Origin of the sequence: Denitrobacterium detoxificans (genome assembly GCF_001643775.1) — a bacterium.
Taxonomy (GTDB): Bacteria; Actinomycetota; Coriobacteriia; order Coriobacteriales; family Eggerthellaceae; genus Denitrobacterium; species Denitrobacterium detoxificans.
Map to the genome: position 1 here is coordinate 473,739 of NZ_CP011402.1, position 20,539 is coordinate 494,277.

General features: G+C 59.4%; 14 protein-coding genes, 2 rRNA genes and 1 other annotated feature. Of the genes, 14 read left to right on the forward strand and 2 right to left on the reverse strand.

Annotation, left to right across the window (positions count from 1 at the left end; genetic code table 11):
- Positions 1–187: 187 nt before the first annotated feature.
- Positions 188–3,157, forward strand: a 23S ribosomal RNA gene (locus AAY81_RS01900).
- Between the two features lie 114 nt (positions 3,158–3,271).
- Positions 3,272–3,385, forward strand: a 5S ribosomal RNA gene (gene rrf / locus AAY81_RS01905).
- 78 nt (positions 3,386–3,463) lie between these two features.
- Here the strand turns inward: rrf and AAY81_RS01910 are convergent.
- Both AAY81_RS01910 and AAY81_RS01915 read right to left on the reverse strand, forming a co-directional pair.
- Positions 3,464–4,321 (reverse strand): IS3 family transposase, encoded by an 858-nt coding sequence (locus tag AAY81_RS01910; protein WP_066660717.1) that lies wholly within the window; start codon positions 4,319–4,321, stop codon positions 3,464–3,466.
- Entirely contained in the window at positions 4,318–4,821 is a 504-nt protein-coding gene (locus AAY81_RS01915) for a helix-turn-helix domain-containing protein (RefSeq protein WP_066660721.1), read from the reverse strand. The genes AAY81_RS01910 and AAY81_RS01915 overlap by 4 nt, the downstream gene beginning before the upstream one ends.
- A gap of 561 nt (positions 4,822–5,382) precedes the next feature.
- Between AAY81_RS01915 and AAY81_RS01920 the strand changes: the two genes are divergently transcribed.
- The 12 genes from AAY81_RS01920 (at position 5,383) to AAY81_RS01975 (ending at position 20,197) form a co-directional block, all read left to right on the forward strand.
- Positions 5,383–5,925 carry a hypothetical protein gene (locus tag AAY81_RS01920; RefSeq protein WP_066664775.1) on the forward strand — a complete coding sequence of 181 codons (543 nt, stop codon included), beginning with the start codon at positions 5,383–5,385 and terminating at the stop codon, positions 5,923–5,925.
- Positions 5,926–6,064: 139 nt separating this feature from the next.
- The gene (locus tag AAY81_RS01925; RefSeq protein ID WP_066660723.1) at positions 6,065–7,150 is read left to right on the forward strand and encodes an isocitrate/isopropylmalate dehydrogenase family protein; all 1,086 of its coding nucleotides are present in this window, start codon (positions 6,065–6,067) and stop codon (positions 7,148–7,150) included.
- A gap of 54 nt (positions 7,151–7,204) precedes the next feature.
- Positions 7,205–9,856, forward strand: a complete 2,652-nt coding sequence (gene acnA, locus AAY81_RS01930; protein ID WP_066660725.1) for an aconitate hydratase AcnA — start codon at positions 7,205–7,207, stop codon at positions 9,854–9,856.
- A gap of 116 nt (positions 9,857–9,972) precedes the next feature.
- Positions 9,973–11,967 carry a Tat pathway signal sequence gene (locus AAY81_RS01935; protein ID WP_177168515.1) on the forward strand — a complete coding sequence of 665 codons (1,995 nt, stop codon included), beginning with the start codon at positions 9,973–9,975 and terminating at the stop codon, positions 11,965–11,967.
- Positions 11,968–12,051: 84 nt separating this feature from the next.
- Positions 12,052–12,188, forward strand: a sequence feature (ribosomal protein L10 leader region).
- Between the two features lie 50 nt (positions 12,189–12,238).
- Positions 12,239–12,760 (forward strand): 50S ribosomal protein L10, encoded by a 522-nt coding sequence (gene rplJ, locus AAY81_RS01940; protein ID WP_066664777.1) that lies wholly within the window; start codon positions 12,239–12,241, stop codon positions 12,758–12,760.
- A 77-nt stretch (positions 12,761–12,837) separates the two neighbouring features.
- Positions 12,838–13,215: a 50S ribosomal protein L7/L12 gene (gene rplL / locus AAY81_RS01945; RefSeq protein WP_066660726.1), complete on the forward strand. Its 378-nt coding sequence runs from the start codon at positions 12,838–12,840 to the stop codon at positions 13,213–13,215.
- A 440-nt stretch (positions 13,216–13,655) separates the two neighbouring features.
- Entirely contained in the window at positions 13,656–15,878 is a 2,223-nt protein-coding gene (gene nrdD / locus AAY81_RS01950) for an anaerobic ribonucleoside-triphosphate reductase (protein ID WP_066660729.1), read from the forward strand.
- A gap of 81 nt (positions 15,879–15,959) precedes the next feature.
- Entirely contained in the window at positions 15,960–16,505 is a 546-nt protein-coding gene (gene nrdG / locus AAY81_RS01955) for an anaerobic ribonucleoside-triphosphate reductase activating protein (protein ID WP_066664779.1), read from the forward strand.
- 148 nt (positions 16,506–16,653) lie between these two features.
- Positions 16,654–18,408, forward strand: coding sequence for a lipopolysaccharide biosynthesis protein (locus tag AAY81_RS01960; protein ID WP_066660734.1), 1,755 nt, complete (start codon positions 16,654–16,656; stop codon positions 18,406–18,408).
- Positions 18,408–19,172, forward strand: coding sequence for a tRNA threonylcarbamoyladenosine dehydratase (locus AAY81_RS01965; RefSeq protein WP_338030601.1), 765 nt, complete (start codon positions 18,408–18,410; stop codon positions 19,170–19,172). The genes AAY81_RS01960 and AAY81_RS01965 overlap by 1 nt, the downstream gene beginning before the upstream one ends.
- Positions 19,173–19,221: 49 nt before the next feature.
- The gene (locus AAY81_RS01970; RefSeq protein ID WP_066660736.1) at positions 19,222–19,986 is read left to right on the forward strand and encodes a TatD family hydrolase; all 765 of its coding nucleotides are present in this window, start codon (positions 19,222–19,224) and stop codon (positions 19,984–19,986) included.
- Positions 19,979–20,197 (forward strand): hypothetical protein, encoded by a 219-nt coding sequence (locus tag AAY81_RS01975; RefSeq protein WP_066660738.1) that lies wholly within the window; start codon positions 19,979–19,981, stop codon positions 20,195–20,197. The genes AAY81_RS01970 and AAY81_RS01975 overlap by 8 nt, the downstream gene beginning before the upstream one ends.
- The last annotated feature ends 342 nt before the right edge of the window (positions 20,198–20,539 follow it).

Sequence of the window (20,539 nt, forward strand, 5' to 3'; positions counted from 1 at the left end):
CCCGCCGGCACCTTGAGAGCTGCATAGCGTTCTATTTTGACGAATCATCAAACTAGATTCTCCTAATCGAATTTTCAATTCAATGCGGAAAAGCTAGCGGGTGATTCGCATCACGATCGCATACGATTAGATATGCAATACCCGAGATACTTTTTATATCTCATAGGATAGATTATCCGAACGATGGAAAGAAGATATCGAGGGCGCACGGTGGATGCCTTGGCACAGGAAGTCGACGAAGGACGTGACAAGCTGCGATAAGCCGCGGTGAGGCGCAAATGGCCTATGACCCGCGGATCTCCGAATGGGGCAACCCGCGCGGGTCCATACCCGCGCACCGCCGGCCGAACACATAGGCCGGACGGGGGCAACCGGGGGAACTGAAACATCTAAGTACCCCGAGGAAAGGAAATCAACCGAGACTCCGCGAGTAGCGGCGAGCGAAAGCGGACCCAGCCCAAACCCATGCATGCGTTACAGCCCAGGGGCGATGCTGCATGCGGTGTTGTGGGGCGGGACATCCAGGCGGCCCTAGACGCCTGGCGCGGTCATAAAGGGATGTTGAAGGGGAACCGGCTGGGAAGCCGGGCCGAAGAGGGCGAGCGCCCCGTACCCGAATCAGCATCCCCCGCGAGTCCCGTACCCGAGTAGCGCCGGACACGTGAAACCCGGTGCGAATCAGGGGGGACCACCCTCCAAGGCTGAGCACTCTCCTGTGACCGATAGCGAACCAGTACCGTGAGGGAAAGGTGAAAAGCACCCCGAGAGGGGAGTGAAACAGTACCTGAAACCGTGCGCCCACAAGCAGTCGGAGCATCCCTACGGGGGTGTGACGGCGTGCCTTTTGTAGAATGAGCCAGCGAGTTGCGGTGCGCGGCGAGGTTAAGGAGGAACCGAGCCGCAGCGAAAGCGAGTCTTTAAACGGGCGATGAGTCGCGCGCCGCAGACGCGAAGCCGGGTGAGCTATCCTCGGGCAGGCTGAAGCGCGGGTAAGACCGCGTGGAGGGCCGAACCCACTTCGGTTGAAAACGGAGGGGATGACCCGAGGATAGGGGTGAAAGGCCAATCAAACCCGGAGATATCTCGTTCTCCCCGAAATAGCTTTAGGGCTAGCCTCGGACGTTATCCACCGGAGGTAGAGCACTGGATCTCCAAGGGGGCTTCACCGCCTGCCGAGGGGAACCAAACTCCGAATACCGGCGGACCAGAGTCCGGGAGTCAGAGCATGTGGGCTAAGCTGTGTGCTCGAGAGGGAAACAGCCCAGACCGCCCGCTAAGGTCCCCAAGTTCGTGCTGAGTGGCAAAGGATGTGCGTTTGCCTAGACAACCAGGATGTTGGCTTAGAAGCAGCCATGCATTTAAAGAGTGCGTAACAGCTCACTGGTCAAGTGGACATGCGCCGACAATTCACGGGGCTAAGCACGGCACCGAAGCGGCGGACTAGATTTCTAGTGGTAGGGGAGCTTTCCGAGAGGGGCGAAGCAGGCGCGGTAACGCCCTGTGGACTTCTCGGAAGTGAGAATGCTGGCATGAGTAACGAGAGCAGAGCGAGAAACTCTGCCGCCGTATGCCCAAGGTTTCCTGGGGAAGGCTAATCCCCCCAGGGTCAGTCGGGAGCTAAGGCGAGGCCGGCAGGCGTAGCCGATGCACAACGGGTCGATATTCCCGTACCATCGTGTTGCCGTCACGACGATGGGGCGACGGAGAAGGATAGGCGGGCGGGGTTCTGGACGTCCCCGTGAAAGCGCGTAGGGCGCGTCGCATGGAAACCAGCGACGCATGGGGCCCGAGACGCGAGACGAAGCGAATGGGTGAAGCCGCCGAGTCCATGCTTCCTGGAAAAACCCCTAAGCAGGCACACGGTGCCCGTACCAAAACCGACACAGGTGGGCGGGTAGAGCATACCGAGGCGATCGGGAGAACCATGGTTAAGGAACTCGGCATACTGACTCCGTAACTTCGGGAGAAGGAGTGCCCCTGAGGGTGAAGGGACTTGCTCCCCAAGCCCATGGGGGTCGCAGCGAAACGGCCCAAGCGACTGTTTATCAAAAACACAGGACTCTGCGAAGCCGCAAGGCGATGTATAGGGTCTGACGCCTGCCCGGTGCCGGAAGGTTACGCGGAGGTGTTAGCCGCAAGGCGAAGCACCGAAGCCAAGCCCCGGTAAACGGCGGCCGTAACTATAACGGTCCTAAGGTAGCGAAATTCCTTGTCGGGTAAGTTCCGACCTGCACGAATGGCGTAACGACTTGGGCGCTGTCTCAACCATGGACCCGGTGAAATTGTATTATTCGTGAAGATGCGAATTACCCGCGGAAGGACGGAAAGACCCCGTGAACCTTTACTACAGCTTGGCATTGGCCGTTGGTGCGGCGCGTAGAGGATAGGTGGGAGGCTTCGAAGCCGGGGCGCCAGCCCCGGTGGAGCCATCCTTGGAATACCACCCCCGGCGCACTGGCGGCCTAACTCGCGGCCGTGATCCGGCGCGAGGACCGTGCCAGGTGGGTAGTTTGACTGGGGCGGTCGCCTCCCAAAGAGTAACGGAGGCGTGCGCAAGGTCCGCTCAGAACGGTCGGCAACCGTTCGCAGAGCACAAGAGTACAAGCGGGCTTGACTGCGAGGCCCACAAGCCGAGCAGATGGGAAACCAGGTTCTAGTGATCCGGCGGCACAGCGTGGAATGGCCGTCGCTCAACGGATAAAAGGTACTCCGGGGATAACAGGCTGATCTTGCCCAAGAGTCCACATCGACGGCAAGGTTTGGCACCTCGATGTCGGCTCATCGCATCCTGGGGCTGAAGTCGGTCCCAAGGGTATGGCTGTTCGCCATTTAAAGCGGTACGCGAGCTGGGTTCAGAACGTCGTGAGACAGTTCGGTCCCTATCCTCCGCGGGCGCAGGAGAATTGAGGAGATCCGCCCCTAGTACGAGAGGACCGGGGTGGACGGACCTCTGGTGTCCCGGTTGTCGACCAACGGCACGGCCGGCTAGCTACGTCCGGAACGGATAACCGCTGAAAGCATCTAAGTGGGAAGCCGTCTCCAAGATGAGTTCTCCTTTCGGTAAGGGCCCAGGTAGACTACCTGGTCGATAGGCCGCAGCTGCAAGCGCCGCGAGGCGTTCAGGCGAGCGGTACTAATAGCCCGAGCTCTTCTATTCACATCGCGCATATCTAGTCAAAGATCAACCGAACGCTATGCGGCACCCAGGGTAGCCGGCTCCCGCCAGCACCTGACAATCGCATAACGAGCGATTTGGGGGAACGCCCCCCATGAGCGCGACCATGGAGAGGGGGATCACCCGATCCCATTCCGAACTCGGCAGTTAAGCCCCTCCTCGCCGAAAGTACTGCGGTGTAGTCCGTGGGAGGATAGGGCGTCGCGCTCATGGGGGGCATTTCCATGCCATGGGGCCGCCCGGCTGGCATGAACTGCGCCCCAAAACTTGGACGCGATAAATAAGAACCTAGGCGGCTTGGGACTGGCTCCGGAACTCCTCCGGGGTCAGTCCCTTTAGTTTAACTTGCCTCCTCTGCGTGTTCCAGTACTCGATGTATCCCTCAAGCTCCCTCTTGAACGTCTCGAAGTCGGGGAACTTTCTGCCTCGGAAGAACTCGTCTTTCAAATGGCCGAACACCTGCTCGGTCGCGCCGTTGTCGATGCAGTTGCCCTTACGTGACATGCTCTGCACGATGCCTGCCTCCTCGAGCCTTCCGCAATACCCTATGTGCTGGTACTGCCAGCCCATGTCCGACTGCATGACCGGGTGAGCACCGTCCGGAATCTTCGGGATGAGCATGTCGAGCATCTCCTTCTGCTGCGACATGTCCGGGTGCTGGGATATGGACCACGCCGCGATCTCCTTGCTGCCGAAGTCGTAGACGGGCGCGAAGTACGCCTTGCCCCATTCCTGCTTGAACTCGGTGACGTCGGTGCCAAGCTTCTGCCACGGCCCATCTGCCTCGAAGTCGCGCCCCAGCACGTTCTCGAAGGTCTTGCCGACCACGCCCTTGTAGGAATTGTACTTGTGGTAGTCCGTCTCCCGGCGTATGCCGCAGCTTATTCCTATCTCGTGCATCATCTTGAGCACGGTCTTGTCGGCGATCGTCGCCCCTTCCTCGGCGCGCAGGCACATGGCTATCTGGCGATGGCCGCAGCCGTTTGGCGAGCGCGAGAAGATCTCGATCGCCTTGCCCCAAAGCTCCGGCCTGGTCGGCGCCTTGGCCGGCTTCGACTTGTTGTAGTGGTAAGTCGATGCTGGAACGCCCGACACGGCCAGTAGGTCCGCAAGCGCGTGCCCCTGCCCCGAAAGCTCCCTGATCACCTGGCATTTCTCCCAGGCGCTCGCTTTGCCGCTTCCAGGGCACGCAGTTTTTTTAGGTACGCCACCTCGGCCCTTAGCCTGCGGTTCTCCGCCTCCAGCTCCTGTTCGCGGCTCCTTGGTTCCGGAGGGTCACCCCCGTCTTTCCGCGGCCGCCCCTTCGGCTTGGGCCTCAGGGCCTCCGGACCGCCCTCGCGGTAGGCCTTCGCCCAATTCTTCAGCTGCGTCAGGTTCGCGATTCCGTGCTTGGACATGACCTCCTGCCTGGTCATGCCGAGGTCGACGAAGTCGCGCGCGGCGGCGAGCTTCGTCTCGTAGTCGTAACGCCTGTGCTTGGACCCCATGCCCAGAAACGCCTCCTTGCCTACCGCCCTGTACGTGTGGGTCCATTTTTCCGCAATGCTTATCGGTATGGCAAGCGCTGTCGAGAGCGACCCCTTGCCATATCCTCGGTCGATGAGCTCGACCGCCCTTGCTCTCGTCTCCAGGCTGTATCTCTTCAAAACGAAACTGCACCTCCCGAACTCGGACTTTCTTTTCCTAGTCCAAATTCGGGGGTGCAGTTCAGCACTCGCGTGCCGCCGGGCGGCCCCTTTTTGCGTTCGGGCATCGCGGTGGCTCCGGGAGTCCGCGCGTGCTCGCTATCGCCGGGCGTGTGGTGGCCCCGCGCATGACCGCTCTCGCCGGGCGCGGCGGAGGCCCCGTGCGTGTTCTCCGCCGTGGGAGAGAAGTCGGGAGCCTGCGGAAGGCCTGCGTATGCCCACTCTCGTCAGGGCGCTGGCTGGCCCTCTCGAATGGAGGGTCCAATCCGTTGGGTTCATCTGTGAGGCTGGAAATCCGGAAATCCCGCCCAGGATGCTCTGCGCATGTCTTTGCCTGTGCGGAAATAGCTAGGGTGCGTTATGTGCTCGGCCTGCTGCACTATGGCATCCGACTGCGGTTTTAGGCAAATTTTCAATAATGAGGTAAAATCTTATGGTTAAAACTGCGTTGCCAAAGGAGACTACGTGAGCGATAAGGAAGCTATCGAGCAGGCAATTAAGATTGCATCCACCCGTGACGGCATGCTGAAGAAGGTCGTTGACGAGCTTTCCGGTTCATCGCGCCGCGCAAGGCAGAACTCTGCTGCCGTTGTGGCGGGCGTTGCCAAGAAGAATCCCAGCAAGGTCGTGCCCTACGTAGACCAGATCGTTGATGCCCTGAATCGCCCCGAAGCCCAAACGCGTTGGGAATGCCTGAATGCGCTTACGGAAATCGTTGCGCTCGAGTCGCGCGTGTGCGACAAGGCCATTCCCGGTGCCGAAACGGCGCTGTTTGACGAGGACAGCGGCCCTGCACATCTGGCTGCCATGCGCTTCCTCTGCAAGCTGGGCTCCACCACGGAAAATCGTTCCGAGAAGACGTGGCCCCTTATCGACGAAGCCATACAGTGCTATCACGGTGACATCGAGTTCCAGGAAATGCTCGTTGCCGTCATCGGCTTTTCCGAAGGCAAGCTTGCCCCTGCCGTGAAGGAAGAGCTGAAGGCTCGCATGGAGTTCGATTCGAAGAACGGTAAGGGCGCGTTGAAGCATAGGGCTCAGCAGATTATCGATAACCTTTCGTAGCCCCCGCTTCGGTAAGCGGCTACCATATACGGAATTGGCGCGGTGATTTCCGCGCCTTTTTCTATTTAGCGGATATGTATGGTAGGAATAAGGGACACTTTTGCATACTAAAGTACAGAGCGAATCCGAAGGAGACTCGATGGCACAGCACACCGTTACCCTTATTCCCGGCGATGGCATTGGTCCCGAAACGAGCTCGGCCATGCAGCGCGTTCTGGAAGCTGCAGGTGCGGAAATCGAATGGGAAATCGCCGAGGCTGGCGCCCATCTGATGGAGGAGCATGGCACGCCGCTGCCCCAGAGCACGCTTGATGCGGTGAAGCGCAACAAGGTTGCCATCAAGGGCCCCGTTACCACGCCGGTGGGCTCGGGCTTCCGCAGCGTGAACGTTGCCCTGCGCAAGGCATTCGACCTGTACGTGAACTTGCGTCCCAACATCAGCATCGAAGGTGCGGGTGGCCGTTACAACGACGTAGACCTGGTTATCGTCCGCGAGAACACGGAAGACCTGTACGCGGGCATCGAGTTCGAGCAGGGCTCCTCTGAAGCTGCCGAGCTCATCGAATTCTGCGCTTCTCATAACGCGGGTACGATTCGCGAGGACGCCGGCATCTCCGTGAAGCCCATTTCCGTTACCGGTTCGCGAAACATCGTGAAGTACGCGTTCGAGTATGCCATTGCCCAGGGCCGCAAGAAGGTTACGGCGGTGCACAAGGCCAACATCATGAAGCATTCCGACGGCCTGTTCCTGCGCGTTGCGCGTGAAGTTGCCAAGGAGTACGAGGGCCGCATCGAATTCGAGGACAAGATCGTTGACGCGTTCTGCATGAACATGGTCATCGACCCCAGCCAGTTTGACGTCGTGGTGCTGCCGAACCTGTACGGCGACATTGCGAGCGACCTGTGTGCTGGTCTGGTGGGCGGCCTGGGCATTGCCCCTGGCGCGAACATCGGCAAGGAATACGCCATCTTCGAGGCCGTGCATGGCAGCGCTCCCGATATTGCGGGTCAGAACAAGGCCAACCCCACGGCCGAGATTCTTTCCGCTTGCATGATGCTCGACTATCTGGGCGAGCAGGAATGCGCCGAGCGCATCCGCTCCGCCGTGCGCGCCGTGTACGCGGAGGGCGAGCACCTTACGGGCGACATTCGCTGGGCCACGGGTTCCAGCAAGCCGGCATGCAGCACCACGGAGTTCACCGACGCCCTGATCGCTGCACTGTAGGAATGTAATCGGGGCCGCCAGCGCGGCCCCGCGTTGTTGGCAGGAGAAGCATAGATGTCACAATTGAAAGCAACCGCGCAGCTGCAAGTTGCGAACAAGGAATATCGTTACTACCCGGTGAAGGCCGTAGAGGGCGCTGAGCGCCTGCCCTACGCACTCACCGTTCTGCTCGAGAACATCCTGCGCTGCGCTCCCGATGAGGAAACGGCGCAGCTTCTGGTCGATCGTCTGGTGGAAGCTGGCACGAAGGGCCAGGCGGGCGACGAGATCGAGTTCAGCCCTGCACGCGTTCTGTTCCAGGACTTCACGGGTGTGCCCGTGTTCGTTGACTTTGCGGTTATGCGCGAGGCCTGTGCTGCCCTGGGCGGCGACCCCTCGAAGATCAACCCGCAGGTTCCCTGCAACTTGGTCATCGACCATTCGGTCATTGCCGACAAGGCGGGTTGCTCGGGCGCCCTGGAAGAGAACATCGAGTTGGAATTCCAGCGCAATCGCGAGCGTTACGACTTCCTGAAGTGGGCGCAGAGCTCGTTCCAGAACGTGAGCATCGTGCCGCCTGGACAGGGCATCTGCCATCAGCTAAACATCGAGCGCTTCGCGAAGGTCGCTATGACGCGCGAAACCGAAGAGGGCACGCTCGCGTATTTCGACACGCTGGTGGGCACCGATAGCCATACGCCTACGGCCAATGGCGTTGGCGTGCTTGGCTGGGGCGTTGGCGGCATCGAGGCGGAGGCTGCCGCTCTGGGTCAGCCCATCACTACGCTTGTGCCGCGCGTGATTGGCGTCGAGCTCACCGGCTCGCTGCCCGATGGCGTTTCCGCTATGGACCTCTCGCTGCGTTTCGCGCAGATGCTCCGCGCCGAAGGCGTCGTGGGCTGCTTCGTGGAATGCTTCGGCGAGGGCGTTTCCAACCTGACCGCCACGCAGCGCGCGTGCGTTTCCAACATGACCCCCGAATATGGCAGCACCTGCACGCTGTTCCCGGTCGACGAGCAGACGCTTGAGTACCTGCGCGTTACGGGCCGCACCGAAGAGCAGATTGCCTTGGTGGAGGCTTATGCAAAGCAGCAGAACCTGTGGAACGATGGCCGCGAGCGTTCGTATGCCAAGGTGCTTCGCATCGACCTGTCTTCGGTGGAGCGCAGCATTGCCGGTCCGTCGCGTCCGCACGACCGCATTTCGTTTGCGGGTGCGCGCGATCGCTTCCAGGCCATTTGTGCCGAGCGCAACGTCGAAGCGGGCAAGACCGTAAACGTCGACATCGACGGCGCAAGCTACGAGCTCACGCATGGCGCCATCGCCATCGCTGCCGTGACCAGCTGTACCACGGCTACCGACCCCGCCATGATGCTGGCGTGCGGCATCGTTGCCAAGAACGCCGCCCAGGCGGGCCTTGCGCCCAAGCCTTGGGTGAAGACCATTCTTGCGCCGGGCAGCAAGGCGACCGAACTCCTGCTCGAGCGTGCCGGGCTTATGGATGGCCTGCGTCAGCTTGGCTTCTATACGTGCGGCTTTGGCTGCATGAGCTGCATTGGCAATTCGGGTCCCGTTCTGCCCGCGCTGCATGACGTGGCCGATGACATCGAGCTCGCCAGCGTGCTTTCCGGCAACCGCAATTTCGAGGGCCGCATTTCTCCCGACGTGGCGCAGAACTATCTGTCGGCTCCTGCAGGCGTTATCGCCTACGCGCTTGCCGGCACGCTCGACTTCGATTTCGAGACGCAGCCTCTGGGCGAAAACGCACAGGGCGAGCCCGTGTTCCTGAAGGACATTTGGCCTACCAATGCCGAAATTGCCGCATTGCAGCAGCAGGTTGTGAATCGTGCGCTGTTCGACGATGGGGCAGAGGGCCTGTTCGAGGGCGACGAGTCCTGGCGCAGCCTGGGTCGCGAGCCGAGCGACCTGTTTGCGTGGGATGATGCTTCTACGTACGTGCGCCGTGCGACGTACTTCGATGGCATGACGGCGAACCCTGTGGCTCCCGAGCCGGTGCGTGGTGCTCGCGCCATCGTCAACCTGGGCGACTTCATCACCACCGACCACATTTCCCCGGCAGGCGCCATTGCCTCCGATTCCGCGGCTGCCCGCTACCTGCGCGAACGTGGCGTGGACGAGGCCGACTTCAACACGTATGGCAGCCGTCGTGGCAACCACGAGGTCATGGCGCGCGGCACGTTTGCGAATGTGAAGCTCGCGAACCTGCTTGCCGAAGGCCGCAAGGGCGGTTGGACGCGCGATATGACCGACGACGCCATCAAGCTCATCTTCGACGCCTCCGAGGCCTATCGCGAGGCTGGCGTGCCCCTGGTGGTTCTGGCTGGCAAGATGTATGGCAGTGGTTCGTCGCGTGACTGGGCTGCGAAGGGCCCCATGCTCCTGGGCGTGCGTGCTGCGTTTGCCGAGAGCTTCGAGCGCATCCACCGCAGTAATCTTATCGGCATGGGCGTGCTTCCCCTGCAGTACGAAGAGGGCCAGAGCACGGCTTCGCTGGGGCTCGATGGCACCGAGACGTTCGACATCGACGAGATCGACTTCAGCCAGGGCCTGCCCAATCCCGCGCATGTTGGCGTGCATGCCACCAAGCCGGACGGAACGGTCATCGACTTCACGGCGCTCGTGCGCATCGATACGCCCACCGAAGGCGAGTACTACTATCACGGCGGCATTCTGCAGTACGTGATTCGCAATCTGGCCGCACAGTAGGCGTTGCGCTCGCGCGGCTGATTGTCCAAACGAAAACGAGACGGGGCGGGCCTAGTGCTCGCCCCGTTTGCGCTGGTATACTATCGCGAAATGCAAGTGTATGAGGGGATGTAACCGTGGATAAAGACCAGATGGACGAATTCTTCAGGATGGTAGGCTTTGTGCCTCCCCAGGAAGGTGCCTCCCATGCTTCTTCGGCCGAGGAGAAAGCCTCTGACGCCTCTTCGCAGGGCGCATCGAAGAAGCGCAAGGCATCGCATGGGCAGAGGAATCCCTTTGCATCCGATGGCAAAGATGGCGAAGGCCTTTCCAGCGTGTTCGAAGCCATCAAGCTGCCCAGTTGGCGCAAGCGCACGCTGATTATTGCGATTCTCGTGCTGATCCTGGTCATTGCTGGTGCGTACTGGTGGTTCCATCCACCCATCAACATCCACTCTGCCGACACCTGGACGTTCTTGGTAGTGTTCGTGCTGCTTCCGGCGTTCATCACCTTCCGCGCGCTTTCGGCCTCGTATAAGGCGGGCTCGAACGCGCGCCCGAAGAATGCGGGCAAGGCTAAGCGCTTCAAGTGGCTTTCCTGGATTCCCGTTGCCGTCTTTGCGGTTGCAGTGCTGGGTTGGGCCGCGTCGTACAGCATTTGGCCGGGTAACGCTGAGAAGTACTCGAGTATCCTGCAGATTCAGGATACCGACTTCGCCACCGACATTCAGGAGCCTGATTACGACACCATCCCCGTTATCGATCGAGATAGCGCCGTGCTCCTGGGCAACCGCACGCTGGGTGAGATTCCCGAATACGTGAGTCAGTTCGAGATTTCCAGCCTGTATTCCCAGATCAACTATCAGGGGCGCCCCGTCCGCGTGAGCCCGCTGAATTATGCCGACCTGTTCAAATGGTTCTACAACAAGGACACGGGAATTCCCGCCTATGTAATCGTTGATATGGCCAGCCAGAATACCCAGGTGGTACGTCTGTCTTCGCCTATGTACTACTCGGAAAGCGAGCCGCTCGAGCGCAATATCGACCGCTACGTCCAGCTGCGCTACCCGTTCTACATGTTCGAGGAGAAGAGCTTCGAAATCGACGAGGACGGCACTCCCTGGTGGGTGTGTCCCGTCCAAACGCGCACCATTGGCCTATTTGGCGGCGAGACCATCGATCGCGTGGTGCTGGTGAACGCCAGCACGGGAGAATGCCAGGATTGCGCCATCGACGAGTGCCCCGAATGGGTAGACCGCGCCTATCCCAGCAATCTGCTCATCCAGCAGTACAACTGGTATGGCAGTCTGCATAATGGCTGGCTGAACAGTTGGCTCGGGCAGAGCGGCGTGGTGCAGACCACTCCGGGCACCGATGGCGAGTTGGGCTACAACTACATTGCCAAAGACGATGACGTCTGGGTATACACGGGTGTCACCAGCGCTACGAGCGACAACGCGATTGTGGGCTTCGTGCTCGTGAACCAGCGTACGGCGGAGGCGCACTACTACAGCGTGGCGGGCGCCACCGAGGAAAGCGCGATGAGCTCGGCGGAGGGCCAGGTGCAGAACCTGCAGTACAAGGCTACCTTCCCGCTGCTGCTGAACATCAATGGCCAGCCTACGTACTTCATGGCCTTGAAGGACGCCGCGGGCCTGGTGAAGAAGTTCGCCATGATCGACATCCAGCGCTACCAGAACGTAGCCGTGGGCGACACGGTGGAGGAATGCCAGAAGTCGTACAAGGCCCTGCTTGCCACCAATGGCGTGACTACGGGCGACGATTCAGTTGCCAGCGAGGTTACGGGTGTGGTGCGCACGTCCATGCAAGCCGTCATCGATGGCAACTCTCACGTGTACTTGTCGCTCGAGGACAGCTCGCTTATCTTTGACTGTCCGCTGCCCACGGTCATGAATGCCGTGATCGTGCGCCAGGGCGATACGGTGACGATTTCCTACATCGAGGGAGATCCCACGTGCACGGTGGAATCGCTCGAGGTGAAGAGCGCTGAAGCCGCGTCGGCTGCGGTGGGGCAATCTTCCTCGGTGTCCTCGTCGACTGTTGATGCGAGTTCGAATCAGCCTGTCGCAGAAGCTGCATCGGCCGATGCTGGCGGCAGTGCTTCTGCGTAGCCCCAATGTGGAGGACGCGTGCGCTTCCTTGCATTCGCCGTGTGAGTCTGGCATAGTGTAACGGCTGCAGAAATGCAGTAGCAATGAACAGTAGTTCCGCTGCCAGAGACAGCAGGCACCGCAAGGTTTAATCGCGTAAGCGGCCCGCCGAGGTGGTTGTAAAGCACAAGCTTTCACGACCCCCTGCGCTCTCTGGTGCAGGGGGTCGTTCTTATTCGTGCGACCTTCCCCTGGGGTGGAACCCGGAATGGGAAAGAAGGAGGTGCACAATATGCCCAACGCACAGAATGTCGAAACGCTCGCAAAGATCAAGGAAGAGCTCGAAGGCGTGTCCGCTCTGTGGGTCGTCGACTACCGTGGCCTGAGCGTGAAGGAGGCGCAGCAGCTGCGTCGCTCCATCCGCGAAGCCGGTGCTCATCTGACGGTCTACAAGAACAAGCTGGTGCGCATCGCCCTGGCCGAGTCTGGTCTCCCCGAAATGGAGGACATTCTCGCTGGCCCGAGCGCATTCGTGTTCGCTGATGGCGATCCGGCTGCTGCCGCGAAAGCTATCAAGGAGTTCGCCAAGGATAACGAGAACCTCGTAATCAAGGGCGGCATGATGGACGGTGTTCAGTACAGCGCAGAACAGGTGGAAGCTATCGCTTCTCTGCCTTCTCGCGAGGCTCTCATCGGCCAGATCGCTGGTCTTATCTCCGGCGTTGCTCGCGGTCTTGCCGTTACCATCAACGGTGTGCCGTCTGGCTTGGCTCAGTCGATCAAGCAGGTCGCCGAGCAGAAGCCCGCTGCTTAGCAGCACCCTGCGGCGCCCGCGCCGCGTAGCAAGAATGTATGGCCGGAAGAACCCGGCCCCTTTGAAAGGAAACTAACATGGCTGTGACCAAGGAAGAAATCATTGAGGCTCTGAAGGAGATGTCCCTCCTCGAGGCTAGCGAACTCGTGTCCATGATCGAAGAGACCTTCGGCGTGTCCGCTGCTGCTCCCGTGGCTGTTGCTGCTGCTCCTGCCGCTGATGGCGCTGCTGCTGCCGACGAGAAGTCCGAATTCGACGTTGTGCTCGAGGGCTTCGGCGACAACAAGATCGCTGTCATCAAGGTTGTCCGCGAGCTCACCGGTCTGGGCCTGAAGGATGCCAAGGAAGTCGTCGAGGGCGCTCCCAAGGCCATCAAGGAAGGCGTTGCCAAGGAGCAGGCCGAGGAAATGAAGGCCAAGCTGGAAGAAGCCGGCGCTGCTGTAACCCTGAAGTAAATTCGCTTCTTGCGAATTGCGGGAGCCGTCCCTTATGGGGCGGCTCCTTTTTTGCGCCGTTCGCGGGTTTATACGAACCGCTTTCAAGAACGTGCGCATTCTTTCGTCTGAGCTAGTGTGGAAGCCTCTATTTCTTCCCCGTTATAGGGAAGTGTTTTTACCGTTCTCCACGCTTTTTCCGCTTGATTTTGGCTCGATTCGACCTGCTTCCCATACGAACTGCGCTTATGCTAAAGGTGTGAAAATGGGATATATGGTGTATCATTAGAAACCACAAGATATGGTGTGTGGTCGAAATATGAGCGACAATATTTATTGTTTTGTGCTCACGTGCGAAAACGTAAGGAGCGCTAAAGTCAAGCCTTGTGAACAATAAAAATTAGATGCAAAACTATGTTCAGACAAGAAATGAAGCAGAAATACGAAAGGGGTTTGGGCATATGAAGGTTATCAAGCGCAATGGCTCTGAGGTCGCTTTCGACGTCACGAAAATCGTGAACGCCATATCGAAGGCGAATAGTGAGGTAGTGCCGGAAAACCGTCTTACGCACGATCAAATTATCGCCGCAGCAAACAACGTCACCACCGAATGCGACGTCTGCGGTCATGCCCCTGCTGTCGAGGAAATCCAGGACATGGTCGAGGACCAGATCATGGCCCTTGGTGCGTTCGAAGTCGCTCGCAAGTACATCATCTATCGCTACGTGCAGGGCTTGAAGCGCACGTCCAACACCACCGACGACAAGATTCTCTCGCTCATCGAATGCAACAACGAGGAAGTGAAGCAGGAGAACTCGAACAAGAACCCCACCGTCGTCTCCGTCCAGCGCGACTACATGGCCGGCGAGGTTTCGAAGGACCTTGCTCACCGCATGCTTCTTCCCGCCGACGTGGTCGACGCCCACGAGAAGGGCATCATCCACTTCCACGACTCCGACTATTACGCGCAGCGCATGCATAACTGCGACCTGGTGAACCTGGAAGACATGCTGCAGAACGGCACGGTTATTTCCGGCACGCTCATCGAGAAGCCCCATAGCTTCAGCACGGCCTGCAACATCGCCACCCAGATCATCGCCCAGGTTGCCAGCTGCCAGTATGGCGGCCAGAGCATCTCGCTTGCGCATCTGGCCCCGTTCGTTGACATTAGCCGTCAGAAGATCCGTCGCGCTACCATCGACGAGCTGAACGAGCTGGGCGTGGAGCCTTCGCCCGAGCGTTTGGATGCCGTGGTCGAAGGCCGCGTGCGCGACGAAATTCGCCGTGGCGTGCAAACCATCCAGTACCAGGTGGTTACGCTCATGACCACCAACGGCCAGGCTCCGTTCATCACCGTGTTCATGTACCTGAACGAGGCACGCAACGAAACCGAGAAGCACGACCTCGCCATGGTCATCGAGGAAATGCTGCGCCAGCGTTTCCAAGGCGTGAAGAACGAGGCGGGCGTGTGGATTACCCCCGCGTTCCCCAAGCTCATCTACGTGCTTGAAGAAGACAATATCGACGAGGGCACGGAATTCTACTACCTCACGAAGCTCGCAGCGAAGTGCACGGCCAAGCGCATGGTGCCCGACTACATCTCCGAAAAGAAGATGCGCGAGTACAAGCTTTCCAAGGGCGAAGTGGAAGGCGAAGGCGATTGCTATACGTGCATGGGCTGCCGTTCCTTCCTTACGCCCGACCGCTCGGGCAATGGCTACGACAACGTGGCCAATGCGAAGAACTACGACCCCACGAAGCCGAAGTACTACGGTCGCTTCAACCAGGGCGTGGTCACCATCAACCTGGTCGACGTTGCGCTTTCCAGCGAAGGCGACTTCTCCAAGTTCTGGGCCATCTTCGACGAGCGCCTGGAACTGTGCCGCAAGGCCCTTATGTGCCGTCATAACCGCCTGAAGGGCACCACGTCCGACGCTGCCCCCATCCTGTGGCAGTATGGCGCTCTGGCGCGCCTGAAGAAGGGCGAGAAGATCGACAAGCTCCTCTATGGCGGCTATTCCACCATTTCGCTGGGCTACGCTGGCCTGTACGAGTGCACGAAGTTCATGACGGGCAAGTCGCATACCGACGCCGAGGCCACGCCGTTTGCGCTGGAAGTCATGCAGCACATGAACGACAAGTGCGCCGAATGGAAGGAAGCCACCGACATCGACTTCAGCCTGTACGGCACGCCGCTGGAATCCACCACGTACAAGTTCAGCAAGTGCCTGCAGCGTCGTTTCGGCATCGTTCCCGGCATCAACGACAAGGGCTACATCACCAACAGCTACCACGTGCACGTGGCCGAAAAGATCGACGCCTTCACGAAGCTGAAGTTCGAGAGCAAGTTCCAGAAGCTTTCGCCGGGTGGCGCCATCAGCTACATCGAGGTCCCGAACATGCAGGACAACCTGCAGGCGGTGCTCACGGTCATGCGCTACATCTACGACAACATCATGTACGCGGAACTGAACACCAAGAGTGACTACTGCCAGGTGTGCGGCTACGATGGCGAAATCCAGATCATCGAAGACGATGGCAAGCTGGTGTGGGAATGCCCGAAGTGCGGCAACCGCGACCAGAACAAGCTCAATGTGGCCCGTCGTACCTGCGGCTACATTGGAACCCAGTTCTGGAACCAGGGTCGTACCCAGGAAATCAAAGACCGCGTTCTGCATCTGTAGAACCGCTTGAATCTACAAGGGAACGAGGCGAATGGTCGTGCGATCGTTCGCCTCGTCTTCTCTTCGCGCAGGGAGGCAGCCGTGAATTATGCAGCCATAAAATACTCCGATATCGCCAATGGGCCTGGCGTCCGTACCGTGCTGTTCGTTTCGGGGTGCACGCACCATTGCGCGGAGTGCTTCCAGCCCGAAACCTGGAGCTTCTCCTTCGGTCGCCCGTTTACCCAGGAAGTGGAAGACGAAATCATCCAGAGTCTGAATGAACCCTGGGTGGCTGGCATCACCGTTCTGGGCGGCGAGCCCATGGAGCCGGTGAACCAAGCGGGCCTCCTGCCGTTCCTGCAGCGCGTCAAGCGCGAATGCCCGGGGAAGAGCATCTGGGTCTACACAGGCGATGTGTACGAGAACCTCCTTTATGGTGGCAGGAACTGTCCGGAAACGGCCGACTTGTTCGATTGCATCGACGTCCTCGTCGACGGACCCTACGCGAAGGACCTGAAGGATATCTCGCTGCGCTTTCGGGGTAGCAGCAATCAGCGTATCATCGACGTGCCCGCGTCGCTTGCCTCGGGTGAGGTAGTTCTCTGGGAAGACGACCCGCAGTTCGCCTCGCACAAGATGGTCTAACGCAGCTGCGTGTCTCTTGCGCCCGCGTCTTGCCGTAAGGCCAGATGCGGGCATCGTTTATTCTGTCCGCTTCTTGTATCGCGTTGCCTGGTGCGCCCATCGAGCCATATAATCAAAGCTCGAGTTAGGGAACCAAGGAAGGCTACTCGTGAATACACCCCGTCCATTTGCCGCGATTTCGCAGATGCTCGACGAGCGCAAGCGCAACTCCGCGCCGCGCCAGCCGGGTCCACTTCGTCGTCGTATTGATGCGTGGGGCGAAAGACTGCTGGGTGTCGTATCCAATCGGTCGTTCGCGCAGGAAGCCGAATACGAAAGCCATCAGACGAAGCTCGATTACGTGTGGAACACGGCGGGTCTGGCTTCCTGGGGCGTTATCTTCCCCCTGCTTACCATCATCGTTACGCAGTTGGTGGGCAGCGAGCAAGCTGGTATGTTCTCGCTGGCGTTCGTGGCCGCGCAGTTGCTCATGTTCCTGGCGAACTACGGCGTTCGCACGTATCAAGTCTCCGACCGCGACGAGGAACACTCCTTTGCGGAATATCAGATTCAGCGCGCCATAACGTGTCTGCTGGCCATAGTGGCTGGTTCGCTCTTCTGCGATTTCCATGGCTATGACGAAGCCATGCGCACTATGGTTATGGCCGTTGTGGTGTATAAGACCGTTGATGGCTTCGCCGACGTGTACGAGGGTCGACTGCAGCAGATGGACAAGCTGTATCTGGCGGGCATTTCCCAGGTGCTTCGTTCGGCGGGCGTGTTCGTGGTGTTCGCGCTTCTGCTGCTCATTACGCACAGCCTGCAAGTAGCCAGCATTGCCATGGCCATCGTGGCGGTGGTGTCCCTCGTGCTGTTCACGGCACCGCTTGCCCTGCTCGAAACGCCCACGTCGAATCGTAGGAGCTTTGCGAGTATCGGTCGCCTGTTCACGAAGTGCTTCCCGCTGTTCTTGGCGCTGTTCCTCTATGCGCTCATCGACAACATTCCCAAGTTCATGATGGAGGGTACGCTCTCCTACGACAATCAGCTGTATTACAACGCTCTGTATTTCCCGGCCCAGGCCATTCTCATTACGGTGGGCCTTGTGTACAAGCCGCTGCTCGCACGCATGGCCGATGCATGGAACGACCTCGATCGCCGCAAACGCTTTGACTTCTTCATCGTTGCCATGCTGCTCATCGTCTTGGCTGTTACCGTGGTGGTTTTGCTGTTCATGAACTGGCTGGGCATTCCGCTGCTCACCATTCTGTACGGTCTCGATTTCGAGCCGTATCGTTCCATGGGCCTGCTCATGGTCATTGCCGGCGGCATTACGGGTGGCATCGACTTCCTGTATCAGGTTATGACGGTCATGCGCCGTCAGAAGTCGGTCCTGCGCCTGTACCTCATCACCTTTGCCTTCTCCCTGGCCATTCCTTATATGCTCATTCACGTGAGCGGCCTGCGTGGCGCTATCATGGGCTATCTCATCGTCATGGCGATCTTGCTTGCGCTGCTCGTGCTGGAATACGTGAGCGTGCGCCTTATGTACAAGCGCCACCCCGAGGACGACCCCACGTATTTGGCTGCAAAGGCGCGTGCGCGTCGTAATGCCGAAGGGGACACTGCGCGCCCTGCCGATAACGAGCCCGATACGCTGGATGTTGAACGGGCGCCGGAGTCGCATGGCGAATCCGTGCCGCATTCCGTTCGCCGCGAGGCGCGTACGGATAGGCCCGCTCATGAAGCTCCGCGTCCGCGTGCACGCGCGCAGCATGCTGCTCCATCGGATGGAACGCAGGAATTTTCCCCGCGTGAAGCTGCGCGTCTCGAGCGCATTGCACGTGAGGGTGGGGAAGTCGATCCGCGCTTCAGGGCGCGCCGGGCATTGCGCGACCGTCAGTCTCGAAGGGATTCCGAATAGTGGCTTCCGAACTGCATAACGAAATGACCCGATGCGCTCGCATTCTGGGTTCCGAAGGCGTTGCCGCGCTCGCGTCGAGCTGCGTAATGGTGCTTGGACTGGGCGGCGTGGGCTCGAGCTGCGTAGAGGCGTTGGCACGAGGCGGCGTGGGCAAGTTCATCTTGGTCGACCACGACGTGGTGGATATCACGAACATCAATCGCCAGGCCATTGCCTTTCATAGCACCATCGGCCGCAAGAAGATCGATGTCATGCGCCAGATGGTGCTCGATATCAACCCGCAGGCTCAGGTGGAGGTCGTCGACTCGTTCGTTCTTGCCGAAAACCTGGATGCGCTGCTCGATGAGCATGCCGTCAAGGCCGATTTCGTGGTAGATGCCATCGATACCATTTCCACGAAGCTTGCTATTGCGGCGGCTGCCCAGGAACGCGACATCAACCTGATCAGCGCCATGGGTGGTGGCAACAAACTGCATCCCGAGTACCTGCGGGTGGCCGACATCTACGACACGGTCAATTGTCGCATGTGTCGCATCATGCGCAAGGAATGCCGTAAGCGGGGCATCTCCCATTTGCGCGTGCTGTATTCGTGCGAGGAAGCCGCGGCGGCCACGGCTCGCCCAGGCACGGAGCGTGGCGAGCGTTCGGGGCTGGGTACCATGCCGTATTTTCCGCCCATCATGGGTCAGATGATTGCCGGGTACGTCATTCGCTCCATTGCCGGCGTGGAATCGCGCGAGGACGTGCTGGCGCGTCGGAAGTAGCTTGCCTGCATTGCGCGTGATGACGCGAGCTTGCGACTAAGGAGGGTTCATGCAATACGTCGACATGCATTGCCATCCGTCGTTTCTAGACGCCATGAGTCCATTGCTGGAACGTGCTTCGCGCAATCACGTGGGTATGTTTGCGAACACCGTCTTGCCTTCGGAATATGTTGACGCCCGCGATTCCGTGGAATCCTTTCGGGGGATGCGCCTGGGTTTGGGCCTTCATCCCTGGTGGGTGGCGCAGGGGAAGGCGGACGACCGGGAAGTGCGCCTCTTCGAGGAGCTGGCGCCCCAATGTCGCTACATCGGCGAGATAGGCTTGGATTTTGGGAAGCGTTTCGCAGGGGAGCGCGAAGAGCAGGGTATGGTCTTCCGCCGCGTGCTTGCCGCGTGCGCGCAGCCGGGTGTTCCGCATGTCATATCGTTTCATTCGTCCTCTGCGGCAAGCGTGGTCATGGACGAGGTCGAGCGCGCGGGCTTATCCGATGCCATACGCATTTTCCATTGGTTCTCCGGTTCGTCCGACGAGCTCATGCGTGCTCGGCGCTCTGGCTGGTATTTCAGCGTGGGGGAGCGCATGCTTGCCACGAAGCGCGGACGAGCGTATTTGCAGGCTATTCCCGAAGACCGGCTGCTGCTGGAAACCGATCTTCCCTCATCGCCGCAGAGCAAGATGGATTATGATGGGTACTACCGCAGTTTGGCTGGCGTGGCACAGGTTGTTGCCGCCGAACGCGGCGAACGTGTTGTGCAGCGTGCGCTGGAGTCCAGCTGTAAGCTGCTTGAATTGGATGTGATGAACGATGACTGACGAGAACAAGAGCGAAGCGATGCCCCAGACCGAGGACGAGGCCCTGGCCGAGGAAGCGCGTAAGATGGCGCAAATCAGCAGCGAATACGTGGCCATGACCGACGAACTTGCCGAGCTGAATGCGCTCGAGGCGTTTGTGGACGCCCATGATGCCAGCGAGTTGGGCGGCGTATACGGTTCCATGCTTGGCATGTTGGGCAATCGCAAGTAGTCGTGCGTGTACGTACTATTTAGCGCGCGCAACGAATAGTTACTTGCGCGCGCTAAAGCGTGCATGCTAGTATGACCCCATTCACAATTGAATAGCCAAACCGTTGAAGCGGAAGTAACGGCGAATATGCTTTCACAGAGAGCCCGCGATGCTGGAAATCGGGTAAAACACAGTTCGTCAAATGGACCGCTGAGGGCGCGGTGAACGGCCTTGGCCAAGTAGCACGCGACGTGTGGGCATACGTTAGTTGCCGGGAATGTGTTGGCATTCTGCAAAGTGCGCGGCCCAGGTCGCGAATCAAGGTGGCACCACGGATCTATCGATTCGCCCTTGATGGAACAT

What these genes read in the sequence shown, in the direction of transcription:
- rplL (WP_066660726.1), top strand. Translation starts at nt 12,838, where the DNA reads ATGGCTGTGACCAAGGAAGAAATCATTGAGGCTCTGAAGGAGATGTCC.
- AAY81_RS01975 (WP_066660738.1), top strand. Translation starts at nt 19,979, where the DNA reads ATGACTGACGAGAACAAGAGCGAAGCGATGCCCCAGACCGAGGACGAG.
- rplJ (WP_066664777.1), top strand. Translation starts at nt 12,239, where the DNA reads ATGCCCAACGCACAGAATGTCGAAACGCTCGCAAAGATCAAGGAAGAG.
- AAY81_RS01970 (WP_066660736.1), top strand. Translation starts at nt 19,222, where the DNA reads ATGCAATACGTCGACATGCATTGCCATCCGTCGTTTCTAGACGCCATG.
- AAY81_RS01925 (WP_066660723.1), top strand. Translation starts at nt 6,065, where the DNA reads ATGGCACAGCACACCGTTACCCTTATTCCCGGCGATGGCATTGGTCCC.
- AAY81_RS01920 (WP_066664775.1), top strand. Translation starts at nt 5,383, where the DNA reads ATGCTGAAGAAGGTCGTTGACGAGCTTTCCGGTTCATCGCGCCGCGCA.
- acnA (WP_066660725.1), top strand. Translation starts at nt 7,205, where the DNA reads ATGTCACAATTGAAAGCAACCGCGCAGCTGCAAGTTGCGAACAAGGAA.
- nrdD (WP_066660729.1), top strand. Translation starts at nt 13,656, where the DNA reads ATGAAGGTTATCAAGCGCAATGGCTCTGAGGTCGCTTTCGACGTCACG.